General features: G+C 70.3%; 7 protein-coding genes. 4 read left to right on the top strand and 3 right to left on the bottom strand.

Translation table 11 applies throughout. From position 1 onward, the window contains the following. Positions 1-17 precede the first annotated feature (17 nt). Positions 18-1034, bottom strand: coding sequence for a LacI family DNA-binding transcriptional regulator (locus tag CHC09_RS02895; RefSeq protein WP_089291339.1), 1017 nt, complete (start codon positions 1032-1034; stop codon positions 18-20). Positions 1035-1307: 273 nt separating this feature from the next. On the opposite strand from CHC09_RS02895, the gene CHC09_RS02890 reads away from it, so the two are divergent. Continuing rightward, the gene (locus CHC09_RS02890) at positions 1308-3437 is read left to right on the top strand and encodes a PKD domain-containing protein (protein WP_089291338.1); all 2130 of its coding nucleotides are present in this window, start codon (positions 1308-1310) and stop codon (positions 3435-3437) included. Positions 3438-3470: 33 nt separating this feature from the next. Here CHC09_RS02890 and CHC09_RS02885 read toward each other — a convergent pair whose 3' ends face one another. Continuing rightward, positions 3471-5198 carry an AfsR/SARP family transcriptional regulator gene (locus CHC09_RS02885; protein WP_179276924.1) on the bottom strand — a complete coding sequence of 576 codons (1728 nt, stop codon included), beginning with the start codon at positions 5196-5198 and terminating at the stop codon, positions 3471-3473. A gap of 131 nt (positions 5199-5329) precedes the next feature. Between CHC09_RS02885 and CHC09_RS02880 the strand changes: the two genes are divergently transcribed. The 3 genes from CHC09_RS02880 (at position 5330) to CHC09_RS02870 (ending at position 12992) form a co-directional block, all read left to right on the top strand. After that, positions 5330-7009, top strand: coding sequence for a multicopper oxidase family protein (locus CHC09_RS02880; RefSeq protein ID WP_089291336.1), 1680 nt, complete (start codon positions 5330-5332; stop codon positions 7007-7009). Further along, a complete protein-coding gene (locus tag CHC09_RS02875; protein WP_089291335.1) occupies positions 7009-7776 on the top strand; it encodes a hypothetical protein in 768 nt (255 codons plus the stop codon). Before CHC09_RS02880 ends, CHC09_RS02875 begins: the two co-directional genes overlap by 1 nt. 143 nt (positions 7777-7919) lie before the next feature. Further along, on the top strand, positions 7920-12992 hold the full coding sequence (locus CHC09_RS02870; RefSeq protein WP_089291334.1) for a peroxidase family protein: 5073 nt from the start codon (positions 7920-7922) through the stop codon (positions 12990-12992). 323 nt (positions 12993-13315) lie between these two features. Here CHC09_RS02870 and ilvD read toward each other — a convergent pair whose 3' ends face one another. Further along, on the bottom strand, positions 13316-15163 hold the full coding sequence (ilvD, locus tag CHC09_RS02865) for a dihydroxy-acid dehydratase (protein WP_089291333.1): 1848 nt from the start codon (positions 15161-15163) through the stop codon (positions 13316-13318). Between the last annotated feature and the right edge of the window lie 64 nt (positions 15164-15227).

The raw sequence follows: 15227 nt of genomic DNA, 5'->3' as shown, positions 1-15227 counted from the left end.
TCGACCCGGCGTCGACGCTAGGCCCGTGGCGGAGCGGTGCTGCCCCGCGGGGTGAGGTGGGCGGTCTGCGCCTTGACGTTGCCGACCTTCTTACCGTCGATCGCGTTCAGCAGCTCCCGTGCGGCCTGTGCGCCGTAACCCGAGACGTCCCTGCTCAGCGCGGTCAGCGGCGGGTGCACCAGGCTGCACAGCGGCGAGTCGTCCCAGGCCACGATCGACAGGTCGCCCGGCACCGACAGGCCCATCTCCTGCGCCACGGCCAGCCCGGCCACCGCCATCACGTCGTTGTCGTAGATGATCGCGGTCGGCCGGCCGCCGCCGATCAACAACCGCCGGGTCGCGCGGCTGCCCTCCTCGCCGGTGTAGTCGGCGGGCACGGTCACCGCGTCACCGAGCCCGAGCGACGCGCACACCTCGTTGAACGCCTTGGTCCGCACCTGGGTGTGCAGCAGGTCCGGGACACCGCTGACCCGGGCGATCCTGGTGTGACCGAGGGCCACCAGGTAGCGCACCGCCTCGGTGACCGCCCCGCCGTCATCGGACCAGATCTGGGTGACCGCACCGGGCTCGCCGGAGCCGCCGATCACCACCGCGGGCAGTTGGAGTTGGTGCAGCACCGGGATGCGGATGTCGTTCTCCCGCAGGTCGGTGACGATCACGCCGTCGATCCGGCGCTCGCCCCACCAGCGGCGGTAGACCTCCACCTCCTGCTCCGGGCTGGCCACGACCTGCAGCGTCAACGCGTACGACTGCGCGCCGAGTTCGGCCTCGAAGCCGCTGATCAGCCCCATGAACCAGGGTTCGATGCCGAGGATCCGGGCCGGCCGGCAGAGGGTCAGGCCGACCGCGCGGGCGCGTGCCCCGGAGAGCGCCCGGGCGGCGCTGTTGGCGTTGAAGCCGATCTCCTGCGCGATGGCGAGGATCCGTTTGCGGGTCGCCTCGGAGACGCCGGGCTGACCGTTCAGCGCGTAGGACACGGCGCCCTTGGACACACCCGCACGCCGGGCGATATCGGCGATCGTGGGACGTTTCACTCAGTCTCCCCTGTCCCGCCCTGACGGTGCGACTTTGCCGCTGAGCTTATCGGGCGGCCAAACCCGGTCATCCGATCCCACCAGGCGATCCATAGTGTACTTGACCGGTTAAGTGAGGGTGTGGTCGACAGCGGTACCCGCGAAGCAGAGGGGGTACGAATCCGATGCCTCGAGGGTTTTGCCGGAGCGGACTCAGGAATCGCTCAGGTTTCCGTGAGGCGGGCCAACGTGGGACGCGCAATCGTGTCGGATCCGAAGCAACCAAGGAGTCCGATGAGAAACCATCTGGTCCGTTGGTCGGTCACGGTGGGGGTGACGCTCGCGGTGGTCACCCCGCTCGCGGGGAGCGCCAACGCCACCGTGGTCACGCCACCGACCGCCCGGGACGGCCGACTCACCCAGGTCGGCCCGATCGCCGAATTCGGCTATCCGTCGTGGTACCGGGACAGCACCGGGCTGCGGCTGGAAGCCTGCTACACCATGGACGACCCGCTGTGTGCGGTAGCGCCGGATGAGGTGCCCGACCCCGACCGGCCGGTCTCCTACCCCGACAACTTCCCGGGCGAGTTCTTCTACCAGCTCGCCGACGGCTCCTTGACTCTGGCCGACGGCAGCGACGCCACGATCAGCATGAACGTGGAGGGCGCTTGGGCCGCCGAAGAGGTGAAGGATGGGGACCAGATCGTCTTCGGTCGGGTCCGCATCCGCTTCGACGCCGCCGCCGGTCGGCGTTTCAAGATCACTCACCCGTACGGCATCGACGACCTCGTCGCCGGTGACAAGGGCGTCCGGATGACCGAGGACATCGGTATCGCGGCCGGCGCGTTCGGGCAGGTCATGAACAGCCGGATCGGCCCGTTCCTGAGGTGGGACCCGAGCGTCGCACCGGCCGCCCCGACCGGCTACACCGGTGACCCGGGCGTCGAGCACAAGGTGATCGGCAGCCCGTACAACACCAACTTCATCCGGATCGAGGAGCTCAACCCGACGACCGGCGCGGTGATCGGCCAGGTCGGGTACACCGATCTGTTCAGCGTGCAGGGCCGGATGGCGACCAACGCCGGCGTCGACGTGGACCAGGCCACCTACACCACTGGCTCGGACGGCAACGGTGTGGTCGAGGTCTACGCGACCAGCGAGCCCGGTCAGGCGATCGAGATCGTCGCGAACCCGGCGCTCGGCATCCACAACACCCGCCTGCGCGGCTCGAACGGCCACTACTACGGCCGCTTCCCGCTCACCGGCCCGCTGCCGGCCGACGCGAGCGTCGAGATCGTCAACGCCTCGGACCGTCCGGTCGCGACCAAGATCCGCAAGCTGGTCGACGTCGTGCAGGTCACCCGGGCGGAGTACGACGCCGACGCGCACACCCTCACCGTCGCCGCCACCAGCAGCGACCGTGACTCGAACCCGGGCGTGCTGAGCGTCACCGGCTACGGGCCGATCACCGGCACCGCGTTCACCAACGTGCTCGCGCCACCCGCCGCGATCACCGTGACCTCGTCCAGCGGCGGCTCGGCGACGGCCTCCCTGGTCGGCTCGGGCGCGACGTTCGGCCTGGACGCCCCGATTGCGGCGGCCACCGCGAACAGCACCGCGGTGACCGGGCAGACCGTGAAGCTGGACGGCACCGGCTCGGCGGGCGAGATCGGCTCGTACCGCTGGGAGCAGACCGCGGGTCCGGCTGTGACGCTGACCGGCGGGACCACCTCCTCCGCCTCGTTCGTGCCGACCGCGGCCGCTACCTACACCTTCGCGCTGACCGTGACCGGCCCCGGTGGCCAGAGCATTCCCGCCACCGTCACGGTGACCGTGGTTCCGGCCACGGTGCCGGTCGCGAACGCGGGAGCCGACCAGACCGTGACCCGTGGCAAGGCGGTCACGCTGAACGGCTCGTCGTCCTCCAACGTCGAGTCGTACAGCTGGAAGCAGGTGTCCGGCCCGGCGGTGACGCTGGCCGGGGCCACCTCGGCGAAGCCGACCTTCACCTACCCGTCCCAGGCCCTGCCGGCCTCGCCCGGGCCCAACGCGTCGTTCGTCTACAACAACGACCCGGTGGTGTTCGAGCTGACGGTGACCAACCCGAACGGTAAGGCCACCGCTCTGGTCACCATCAAGCCGCAGCCGGAGAGCCTCACCGGGTTGACCGTCCGCTACCGCACCGGCAACAACGAGTGGCGGATCAGCGGCAACAGCAACCTGCTCGTCGGTCAGCGGATCACCGCGGTGCTGGGTGGCACGCTCACCGGCCGGGTGATCGGCACGGCGACGGTGGACGCGGCGGGCGCGTTCAGCATCCGGGTCACCGGGCCGGCGCCGGTCCTCAACCCGACCCCGACGATCAGCCTGGTCACCACGACAGGCGGGCGGCAGCTCGCCTTCACGGTGAACGTCACCAACTGACGTTTCTCGCCCCCAAAACTGGCGGCGGTCGCCCTAGGCGGCCGCCGCCAGTTGTTTGCGCAGGTAGAGCACGGTCGCACCGGAGATCTGGGCGGCCACCGCGTCACGCACCAGCGAGCTTGCGTGACCGACCCGGCCGTCCGGGCACTCGCGCAACAGGTGGGCGTGCACCAGCGCGTCCACGCAGGTCAGCACCTCGGTCACCGGCTTGCCGGTGAGCGCGGTCAGCTCGGCCGCGCCCAGGTCGCCGAGCGCGGCGCAGAGCCGGAGCAGCTCCCAGGCCGGCGGCGGCATCCACTCGGTACGCCGCCGGGCGACCTGCATGGCCACCGCGCCCGCCACCGCGGGCGGCCGCCGGAAGACCGCGACCAGGGCCGGGATGCCGCCGGTCAGCTGCAGTACGCACGGATCGCCGAGCGGCTCCAGCTCCTGGACGGTGAGCGGGTCCAGCCGCATCACCACCGGCGTGCCCAGCCCGGCCAGCGGCTGTCCGGACAGCTGCGACGGATAGTCGTAGGTCAGCACGATCCGCAGGCCCGGGCAGTGCCCGTTCAGCCAGGCCAGCTCGGCGACGCTGGCCGTGTCCAGGCCCAGGGCGTCGTCGATGGCCAGGTACACCGGCTCCGGCCGGTCGAACGTCTCCGCGATCAGCTCCAGATCGGCCTGGCACAGCGGGTGGTCGGGCAGTGCCCGGTCGACCGCCTCGATCGTCTCCGGGGCGGCGTCCAGATCGGTGAGGACGCTGCGCAGCCAGCTCAGACGCAGCACGCCGACGGCCGGCCCGGCGTTGCCGATGCCGATCCGTCCGGGTGTGTGCCGGCCGAGTTCGGCCAGGAACGCGGACTTGCCGGCACCGCTCGGCCCGACGAAGTGCACCACCGGAGGGGTCCCCGGTTCGACCATCAGCCGGATCTCGGTGAGCCGGCCGAGGAACCGCTCGCTCGGCCTCGTCACCACCGGCGCGGGCGCGGAGGCCGGGATCGGTGCCGGCGCGCTCTCCGCCGCCGGCGCGCGCCCGGCCAGCACCGACTGCTTGATCACGGCCAGTTCGGCCGAGGGCGCCACGCCCAGTTCGCGGTCCAGCACCTGCCGGCAGCGCTCGAAGATGCGCAGCGCGTCGTCCGGGCGGCCCATCGCCACCGCGGCGTTCATCGCGGCCTGGTAGCCGGACTCCAGGAACGGGTTGAGCTCGATCGCCTCGTTGGCCAGCCGCAGCGAGCGCGGGGCGTCGTCGGTCAGGGCCGCTGCGGCGACCCGGAGCAGGGCGTTCACCGCGGCGATGGAGACCTCGGTGCGGATCGGCTCGGCCCACTCGGCGTATGGGTCCTCGGGGAACGGCAGATCGCGGGCGAGCCCGAGGATCTCCTCGTGAACCTGCAGCTCCTCCGGCTCGCCGGGACACAGCGTGTCCAGCTTGCGGACGAGTTGCCGCAGTTCGGCGATGTCGAGGGCGGCGCGTGAGGTGTCGAAGAGGTACCCGCCGGAGCGCGTGACGATGAACCAGGTCGCCGGCGAGCCCTGTGGTTGCAGCCGACGGCGGATCACCGAGACGTAGTGCTCCAGGGCGCCCGCGTGGTTGCCCGGCAGATCCTCACCCCAGACCGCGTCGGCCAGGGCGTCCTTGGACTGGATCCGGTCGTGCCGGGCGGCCAGCACGGCCAGCACCTGGCGGGCGCGGCGGGGCAGCTCGGATGCGGGCAGCACGCTTCCGTCACCGTCGGTGACGGTCAGCTGGCCCAGAACCTTGACCCCCAGTCTCACGTCATGGTCATCGCCAGAAACCGACCGGAGTTGAGAAGCGGCGGCGGACCTCAGCATCACCAACGGAACACCTCAGCACGTCTCTCTAGGTTTCGGCTTCCTGAGTAAGCCCTGGGAAGAAGAGGTGTTCGATGGCACGCGAGAGTCTGAGCCGGCGTGACCTGCTCAAGGGAGCACTCGCGCTGGGTGGCGGTGGACTGTTCGTGGTGACCGCCGGTGGCGAGGTCTTCGCGAAGGATTCCACCAGTCAGCTCTCGTCCAAGAACATGCCGACGCCGTACACGAACATGTTCCGCCGCCCGCCGGTGCTGATGCCGGTCGAGGAGGGTGTGGACGAGCAGGGCCCGTTCCAGAAGTACCGGCTCACCCAGAAGCTGGGGAAGGCCAACATCGTGCCCGGCTTGACCACCACGGTCGCCGGCTACAACGGGATCTTCCCGGGCCCGACTATTCGGGTCAATCAGGGCACTCGTACCGAGGTTCGGATCACGAACGCCCTCTCCAACGTGAACACGCTCAACGGGCGGCCTTTCAGCACGGTCACCCACCTGCACGGCTCCGCCTCCCTGCCGCAGTACGACGGTTATGCCAATGATCAGACAAAACCTGGTCAGGCGAAGACGTACAAGTACCCGAACTGGCAGCAGGGTCGGACCCTTTGGTACCACGATCACAACCATGGGGACACCGCCGAGAACGTTTACTCCGGCCTGGCTGCCCAATATCACCTGAAAGACCCGTACGAAACGGCACAGTTGCCGCAGGGTGAGTTCGACGTGCCGCTGGTCGTCAGCGACATCGCGTTCAAGGCCGACGGCTCGATCGCCTTCTGGCCGGACGGGAACGCCGGCTTCATGGGCGACATCATCATGGTCAACGGCGTGCCGTGGCCGAAGATGAAGGTGAAGCCGCGGGTCTACCGGTTCCGGGTGCTGGCCGCCACCATCTCCCGGTCGTTCCGGTACGCGCTCAGCACCGGCGACCCGATCTACATCGTCGGCACCGACGCGGGTATGACGCCGAAGGTGGCCGCGGTGTCGTCCTTCCGGCAGGGTGGCGCCGAGCGGTACGAGATCCTGATCGACTTCCGCAAGTACAAGGTCGGCACGAAGATCGAGCTGAAGAACCTCAGCAACAAGAACAACGTCGACTTCTCCAACACCGGCAAGGTGATGCAGTTCGAGGTCGTCGCGGACTCCGGTCCGGCGGACACCTACCAGATCCCGACGACGCTGGACCTGGGCCCGCAGCCGTACGCCAACCGCGGCGCGATCGAGGTCAACAAGCTCAAGCCGGAGATGGCGACCGTCCGGCGCCGGCTGCGCGTCGAGCGCAAGAACTCGACGTGGACCGTCAACGGGGAGACCTGGGCGGACGTCGAGCGCTCCGAGTTCAAGCGGGTCCTGGGCAACCCGAAGCCGTACGACGTGGAGATCTGGGACCTGGTCAATGAGTCCGGTGGCTGGTTCCACTCGTTCCACATCCACCTGATCGACGCCCAGATCATCGGGCGCAACACCACCTCGGACGGCAAGGCGCACCCGTGGGAGGGTGGCGGCAAGGACGTCTTCTACCTCGGCGAGAACGAGACGGTCACCGCGCTCATGCAGTTCACCACCGGTGACGGCAACGAGGGTGGGCGGTACATGACGCACTGCCACAACCTGGTGCACGAGGACAGCGACATGATGATCCAGTTCGCGGTCGGCGACCTGGAGACCAACAACCCGATCACGATGGACCCGCCCAGGGCCGAGACCGAGGCCGAGTTGCCGGTGGTCTACGCCCCGAGCTACCCGCTGGGCACCTGATGGGTGCGAGGTTCCGCGGGGTCGGGTACACCCTGGCCCTGCTGCTGGTCGCGTTCGCGGTGGCGGCCTGGTCGGGTGGCTGGTTCGGCACGGCTCCGGTCGAGACGCCGGCCGAGGCCGCCACGATCAGTGACGACGCCGGTGACGAACTGGCCACCACCACGTTCGATGGGCCGATGGTGCGCAAGCGGGCGGCGATCGCGGTGCACCCGGCCAAGGGAGCGGACCGGGCGCACATCGCCGCGGAGCTGCGCGCCGCGGCGAAGAGCGACGGCCTCGGCGAGCTGAGCGACGCGACGTTCGCGGTGTTCAGCGCCGACATGCTGAAGTACCTGGTGCCGGAGGTGACGCTGGTGCTGCCGGAGGGCGTCACGGTGCAGCGGGCCGGGGCGTTCATGCGCGACCACCAGCCGGCCGACGTCGCGTTCTTCGTGACCCAGACGGTGCTGGTGCACGACATCACGTTCGCCGTGATGCCCAACGGGGTCACCCCGGCGGAGGCGGCGAAGCGGCAGGACGCCGAGGGGATCCTCAGCGACTCGCTGAACCACTACGTGACCAGCGTGCAGCCGGCCGGGCTGACCGTCCGGTACTTCGGGGCGCTGCTCAGCGACGGGCAGATCGGCGCGGTACGGGAGGCGATGGCGCGGGCGTCCGGCACGTCGGCGGACCGGGTGACCGTGAGTGCCAACGGGCCCGGACCGGGAGTGGAACTCTCCGGCGGTGTACCGGATCTCGATGGCGAATCGGGACACAGCGGGCACTGACCGTGTGGATCGGGGGTGAGGAGGGCCATCTCGCGTGAGCGGGGTGGCCCTCCTCAGCTTTCTTAGAGCTGGACCTCAGCTCCGCACTTCAGCATTCATCCGAAATTTCCTTGCTAATCGGACATGCGTTCTGGAGTGCGTCTGTGCTGAAGCTCCGTTCCGTCGTCACCGCGGTGGCCGTGCTCGTCTCCGCGATCCTCTTCGCCCCCGCCGCGCACGCCGCGCCGATCGGGCAGGGGTTCACCGTGACCGCCGCCGACCTGGCCTACATCCTCAAGCAGATCAAGATCGCTGAGGCGCACGTCGCGAACACCACCGCGGCGAACGGCCCGTGCGGCGCCCTGGCCGTCGCGCCGAACCAGTCTCTCGGGCTGCGGACCGTCGACGGCTCCTGCAACCACCTCGGTGCCGGCCAGGAGACCTACGGCGCGGCCGGTCAGACCTTCCCCCGGCTGACCCCGGCGCGGCTGCGCCCCGGGTACACCGAGCGGAACGCGACCGACGCCCAGCCTCGGATGATCAGCAACCTGATCGCGGACCAGAGTGCGAACAACCCGGCCGCGGTCGCGGCGGCGCACGGCGGCGACCCGGCGGCCGGCATCCCGAACGTCACCCCGGACGCCGGCCTCTCCGCGCCGTACAACTCCTGGTTCACCCTCTTCGGGCAGTTCTTCGACCACGGCATCGACCTGACGGTCAAGGGCGGCGGGGCGGTGATCGTCCCGCTCGCGGCCGACGATCCGCTGGTGATCAGCGAGAACCTGCCGCCGTCGCTGCGGTTCATGGTGCTGAGCCGGGCCGGCGGCGGCACGGCCGCCAAGAACATCGACACGCCGTACGTGGACAACTCCCAGACGTACACCTCGAACGCCGCCCACCAGGTCTTCCTGCGCGAGTACGACGGGCAGGCGAAGGACACCGGCCGGCTGCTGACCGGCGCCGCGGGCGGGCTGCCCACCTGGGCCGAGGTGAAGCAGCAGGCCGGCCAGGTGCTCGGGCTCCGGCTGAGCGACGCGGACGTGCTGAATGTGCCGATGGTGCTCGCCGACGCGTACGGCAAGTTCGTCCCGGGCCCCGCGCGCGGTCTTCCCCAGTACGTGACCAGCACCGGCCTGGTCGAGGGCGACACCGCAGCCCCGGTCTCCGCGCCGGCGAACGTGCTGCACTTCGACACGCCGTTCCTGGCCGACATCGCCCACGCCGCCGACCCGTCCCGGCCGGGCTACGACGCCGCGCTGCTGGACCGGCACTACGTGGCCGGTGACGGCCGGGTCAACGAGAACATCGGGCTGACCGCGATCCACCAGATCTTCCACACCGAGCACAACCGGCTGGTCGGGGACATCCAGCGGGTGGCCGGCGAGGCGGGAACCGCCGCGGAGTGGACCGGGGACCGGCTCTTCCAGGGTGCGAAGTTCATCAACGAGATGGAGTACCAGCACATCGTCTTCGAGGAGTTCGCCCGGAAGATCCAGCCGGCGATCGACCCGTTCGACGTCTACCAGGAGGAACTCGACCCGGCGGTACGGGCGGAGTTCGCGCACGCGGTCTACCGGTTCGGGCACTCGATGCTGACCGAGACGATCACGCGGCGGACCGGCGACGGCTCCGACGACTCGATCACGCTGCTCGACGGCTTCCTCAACCCGGACGCGTTCACCGACGGCGGCACGCTCAGCCCGGAACAGGCCGCCGGTGCGGTGGCCGCCGGGATGTCCGGGCAGGTCGGCAACGAGATCGACGAGTTCGTGACCGAGACGCTGCGCAACAAGCTGCTCGGGCTGCCGAGCGACCTGGCCGCGATCAACATCGCGCGGGGCCGGTCCGAAGGGGTGCCGCCGCTGAACGCGTTCCGGCGGGCGGTCGGGCTCACGCCGTACGTCAACTGGGTCGACTTCGGTGAGCACCTGAGGTACTCGGAATCGCTGGTCAACTTCATCGCCGCGTACGGAACCGACCCGTCGATCAAGGCCGCCTCCGGAACCACCGCGAAGCGGGCCGCGGCGCGGGCGCTGATGGACTCGCCCGACTTCCTCTACGCGTCCGCGGCCACCTCCGGGCTGGACGACGTGGACCTGTGGATCGGTGGGCTCGCCGAGGCCGGCGAGCCGTTCGGTGGCCTGCTCGGCAGCACGTTCAACCAGGTCTTCGAGAACCAGATGGACGTGCTGCAGAACGGCGACCGGCTCTACTACCTGGCCCGCACGCCCGGGATGAACCTGCGTGCCCAGCTCGAGGGCAACACGTTCGCCGAACTGATCATGCGGACCACCGGTGTGCAGGGGCTGCGGGCGGACTCGTTCGCCACCACCGACTGCACCTACGACCTGTCCCGCCTCCGGTTCTCCGGCAGCCGCGTCCTCGACGACCCGTCCTCGGAGTGCGACGAGTCCGTGAAGCTGCTGCGCATGCCCGACGGCACGATCAAGCAGCGGGCGACCGCTCTCGATCAGTCGGTCTGGCTCGGCACGGACGAGACCGACCGGGTGAGCGCCGGCGTCGACAACGACACCGTGTGGGGCGGGGAGGGCGACGACGTCCTCGAGGGCGGCACCGGCGACGACTCGGTGATCGGCGGCGAGGGCGATGACGTCCTGACCGACGCCGGCGGCGCCGACATGCCGCGTGGCGGGCCGGGCAACGACGCGATCGACGCCGGCCCCGGGATCGACATCGTTCTCGGCGGCGACGGGAAGGACTTCACCGACGGCGGCGCCAACGCGAACGAGACGTTCGGCGGCGAGGACGACGACCTGATGCTCGCCGGTGACGGCGTGGACACCGTGTGGGGCGACGCGGGCGACGACTGGTCCGAGGGTGGTAACGGATCCGACCTGCTCCAGGGCGACAGCGGTAACCCGTTCGTCCTCGACGACGCGAACCGGCCCGGCCACGACGTGCTGATCGGCCAGGGCGGCGACGACGAGTACGTCCTGGAGGGTGGCGACGACATCGGGGTCCAGGGCCCGGGCGTCGACCGGTATGACGGCGGCTCCGGCTTCGACTGGTCCATCGCGTCCGATCCTGATCAGGGCGGCGACGACCTGCCGATGGACGCGGACCTGGCCCGGCTGCCGGTGGAGGAGGTGACCGCGGAACTCCTGGACCGCTACCGCGAGGTGGAGGCGCTCTCCGGCGGCACCCGCGACGACGTGCTGCGTGGCGACGACGTCATCCCGGCCGACAGCGACCGGTTCGGCTGCGACGCGCTGGACGCGGCCGGGGTCGCCCGGATCCGCGGCCTCGACCGGGTGGTGACCTCGCTGCCGACACCGGTCTCCGCGCTGGCCAACCGCACCGGCCGCGATTGTGACCTGCACGGCGGCGTCTGGGGAGCGGGCAATGTGCTGCTCGGTGGGCCTGGTAGCGACACGCTCCAGGGTCGTGCCGGGGACGACATCATCGACGGTGATCGCTATCTGACGGTCCGGCTCAGCGTCCGCGATGCGGACGGCAACGAGGTGCGGTCGGCGCGGAACCTGGCCTCGCTCAAGGCGGACGTCTTCGCCGGGAAGATCAACCCCAAGGACATCCATCTCGTACGGGAGATCGCGTCGTCGCCGACCCGGGACGTGGACACGGCCGTCTTCTCCGGGGCCCGGGCGTCCTACGCGGTGACGCCGGTCGACGGGGGCGTGCAGGTCTCCGGGCCGGACGGGACCGACATGGTGCGCAACGTCGAACTGCTCCGCTTCGACGACCAGACCGTGGACGTCACCGGGCTGCAGGCGTTCCTGGGCGTCTCGGCGTTCGCCGGTGACCGCACGGCGACCGTGCTGATCACCGTTCCGGACGGTGTCCCGGTGAGTGGCCTGACGCTGTCGCGGAGCGGCTCGGACGGGTCCGAGGTGCGGACCTCGCTCGCGGCGGACGTTCGTGAGCTGGTGGTCTCCGGCTTGACGAACGGGGTTTCGTACACCTTCCGGGTCCGGGCGGAGACCCCGGTCGGCAGCGGGGCTTTCAGCGAGCCGTCCGCCGCGGTGACGCCGGTCGCCGCGGACCCGGGCTCGACCACCCCGTCCCCGTCGCCATCGGTGACCACCCCGCCCGTCACCCCCACCCCCACGACCCCTGTTCCCACCACTCCCGTCCCCACGACCCCGGCGCCGACGGTTGCGCCGACGCGGACGGGTGCTCCCGTGGCGCCGGGCGCGCCGGTGATCGGTATCGCCACGGCCGGCGACGAGAGCGCCGTTGTCTGCTGGACGCCGCCGGTCGACGACGGCGGAAGCCCGATCTACGGGTACGAGGTGCAGGTGCTCGACGACGAGACCGGCATCGTGGTGGGCGTGGACGCGAGCGGTCCGGAGGTCACCGAACTGACGATGACCGGTCTCACCAACGACCTGCCGTACGCCTTCTGGGTCCGGGCTGTGAACGCCGCCGGCGCCAGTGAGTTCTCCGCCGTCTCCAACCGGGTGATCCCCACCGCCGCCGGCGTTCCCGGCCCGGGTGGTGATCCGGGTGACGGTTCTCCCGATGGCGGTTCACCGACCCCGACCCCGACCACCCCACCCGGCGACCCGGCTACCCCGACCGGAAACCCGACCACCCCGACCGGAGACCCGACCACTTCTCCCACGACTCCACCGGCCACCACACGGACCGTCCCCGGCGCGCCGCGCATCGGTACGCCGGCCGCTGGAAAGGGTCTGGCCGTGGTCCGCTGGGCCGCCCCGGCCAGCAACGGCGGATCCCCGATCCTGCGCTACGAGATCCGTGTCCTGGACGCCAGGAACAAGCAGGTGGGGGCCGTGCGCACGGCTCCGGCCGCCGCCTCGTCGCAGAACGTGACAGGACTGACGAACGGGACCGCCTACCACTTCCAGGTCCGAGCCGTGAACCGGATCGGTACCGGCTCCTGGTCGGCGGGCAGCAAGACGGTCATCCCACGGACCAATCCGTCCGCGCCGCGCTCGCTCAGCGCTACCCCCGGTGGCGTCGGAGGGGCCCGGACCAACACGCTCCGCTGGACCACGCCGGCCACTGCCGGAGGCGCCCCGATCACCGGTTACCGCCTCACGATCCAGCGCCTGAACAGCAAGGGCACACCGACCGGAGCGCCGTTCGTGCTCACCACCACGGCCTCGAAGCGATCCGCGACGTTCACCGCACCCAGCGGTGTCCGAGCGGGCGCCCGCTACCGCTTCACCGTCTGTGCCCTGAACGCCGTCGGCCCCGGCCCCGGCCGTTCGACGACCGGCACGGTCCGCTGACGAAGCCCCGGCCGATCCCGCCGGTGGTATCCCCACCGGCCTGACAACGACGAGAGCCAGCCGAACCCCTCGGCTGGCTCTCGTTGTCCTGTCGAAGCCCGGAGGTGAGGCAGTTGGGCTGGGTTTCGTGGGCCGGGGTGCGGCAACCGGGTCCAGCCGAGTGGGTGGCGTCGGGGCTTGGTCGTGGGCTTTGGGCTCCATTGGTCGTACAAGGGAATTGGGGTTGTGGCAGGCCGGAGGCGAAAGGGCGGCCGGGAGCGGTAGCGGCCTGAAATGCGGCGCCGGCCGAGAACGAGGTTCTCGGCCGGCGCTGGAAGAGCTACCTACTCGGGGACTCGGCGGTATGCGCCGTCGCTGGCGCTGGTGGCCATCGACGCGTATGCGCGCAGGGCCGCGGAGACCGGGCGCTGGCGGTTCGCCGGCGAGTACGGCTTGGGGCGCCGCTCCTGCTCGTGCCGGCGCTGGGCCAGCACGTCGTCGTGGACGTTCAGGGTGATGCTGCGGCCCGGGATGTCGATGGTGATCTCGTCGCCCGTCTCGACCAGGGCGATCAGGCCGCCGCCGGCCGCCTCGGGGGAGACGTGGCCGATGGAGAGGCCGGACGTGCCGCCGGAGAAGCGGCCGTCGGTGATCAGCGCGCACGCCTTGCCCAGGCCCCGGCCCTTCAGGAACGACGTCGGGTAGAGCATCTCCTGCATGCCCGGGCCGCCCTTGGGGCCTTCGTACCGGATGATGACGACGTCGCCCTCGACGACCTCCTTGCCCAGGATGCCGGTGACCGCGTCGTCCTGCGACTCGTAGACCCGGGCCGGGCCGGTGAACTTCCAGATCGACTCGTCGACGCCGGCGGTCTTGACGACGCAGCCGTCCGGGGCGAGGTTGCCGAAGAGGATGGCCAGGCCACCGTCGACCGTGTAAGCGTGCTCGGCCGACCGGATGCAGCCCTCGACCGCGTCGGTGTCCAGTTTTGCCCACCGGTTCGTGGTGCTGAACGGCTCGGTGGTGCGGACCCCGCCGGGGGCGGCGTGGAACAGCTCCAGCGCCTCGGGAGCCGGCGATCCGCCGCGGATATCCCACTTGGCCAGCCAGGACTCCAGCGTGGGGGAGTGCACGGAACGGACGTCGGTCTTGAGCGCGCCGGCCCGGTTCAGCTCGCCGAGCAGGGCGGGGATGCCGCCGGCCCGGTGCACGTCCTCCATGTGGTACTTCGGGCTGTTCGGCGCGACCTTGGACAGGCACGGCACCCGGCGCGAGATGGCGTCGATGTCGGAGACGCTGAAGTCCAGCTCCGCCTCGCGGGCCGCGGCGAGCAGGTGCAGCACGGTGTTGGTGGAGCCGCCCATCGCGACGTCCAGGGCGACCGCGTTCTCGAAGGCGCTCAGGCTGGCGATCGAGCGCGGCAGCACCGACTCGTCGTTCTTCTCGTAGTAGTCCTTGGCGATCTCGACGATCAGCCGCCCGGCCTCCTCGAACAGGGCCTTGCGGGAGGCGTGCGTGGCCAGCGTCGAGCCGTTGCCGGGCAGCGACAGGCCGATCGCCTCGGTCAGACAGTTCATCGAGTTGGCGGTGAACATGCCGGAGCAGGAGCCGCAGGTCGGGCACGCCGAGCGCTCGATGGTGTCGAGCTGAGCGTCGGTGACGTTGTCGTTGGCGGCCGCGCTCATCGCGTCGACCAGGTCGAGCTTCTCGTGCACGATGCCCTCGATGGCGACCGTCTTGCCGGCCTCCATCGGGCCGCCGGAGACGAAGACCGTCGGGATGTTGAGCCGCAGCGCCGCGATCAGCATGCCCGGGGTGATCTTGTCGCAGTTCGAGATGCAGACGAGGGCGTCGGCGCAGTGCGCGTTCACCATGTACTCCACCGCGTCGGCGATCAGCTCGCGGCTGGGCAGCGAGTAGAGCATGCCGCCGTGCCCCATCGCGATGCCGTCGTCGACCGCGATGGTGTTGAACTCCCGGCCGACGCCGCCGGCCGCGGCGATCGACTCGGCGACCAGGCCGCCGAGGTCCTTGAGGTGCACATGCCCCGGTACGAACTGGGTGTAGCTGTTGGCGATGGCGACGATCGGCTTGCCGAAGTCGTCGTCGGTCATACCGGTGGCGCGCCAAAGGGCGCGCGCGCCGGCCATCGTGCGACCGTGGGTCGAGGTCCGGGAGCGCAGCTCAGGCATTTCCCAATAGTGCCACCGAGCAGCGGCGGAACTGCCACACACGTCCACAGCGCGGGACGCCAAG

It is taken from the genome of Actinoplanes regularis (genome assembly GCF_900188005.1).
GTDB lineage: Bacteria > Actinomycetota > Actinomycetes > Mycobacteriales > Micromonosporaceae > Actinoplanes > Actinoplanes regularis.
The sequence above is the reverse complement of the archived record's forward strand: the minus strand, read 5'-3'. Positions and strand labels throughout refer to the sequence as shown.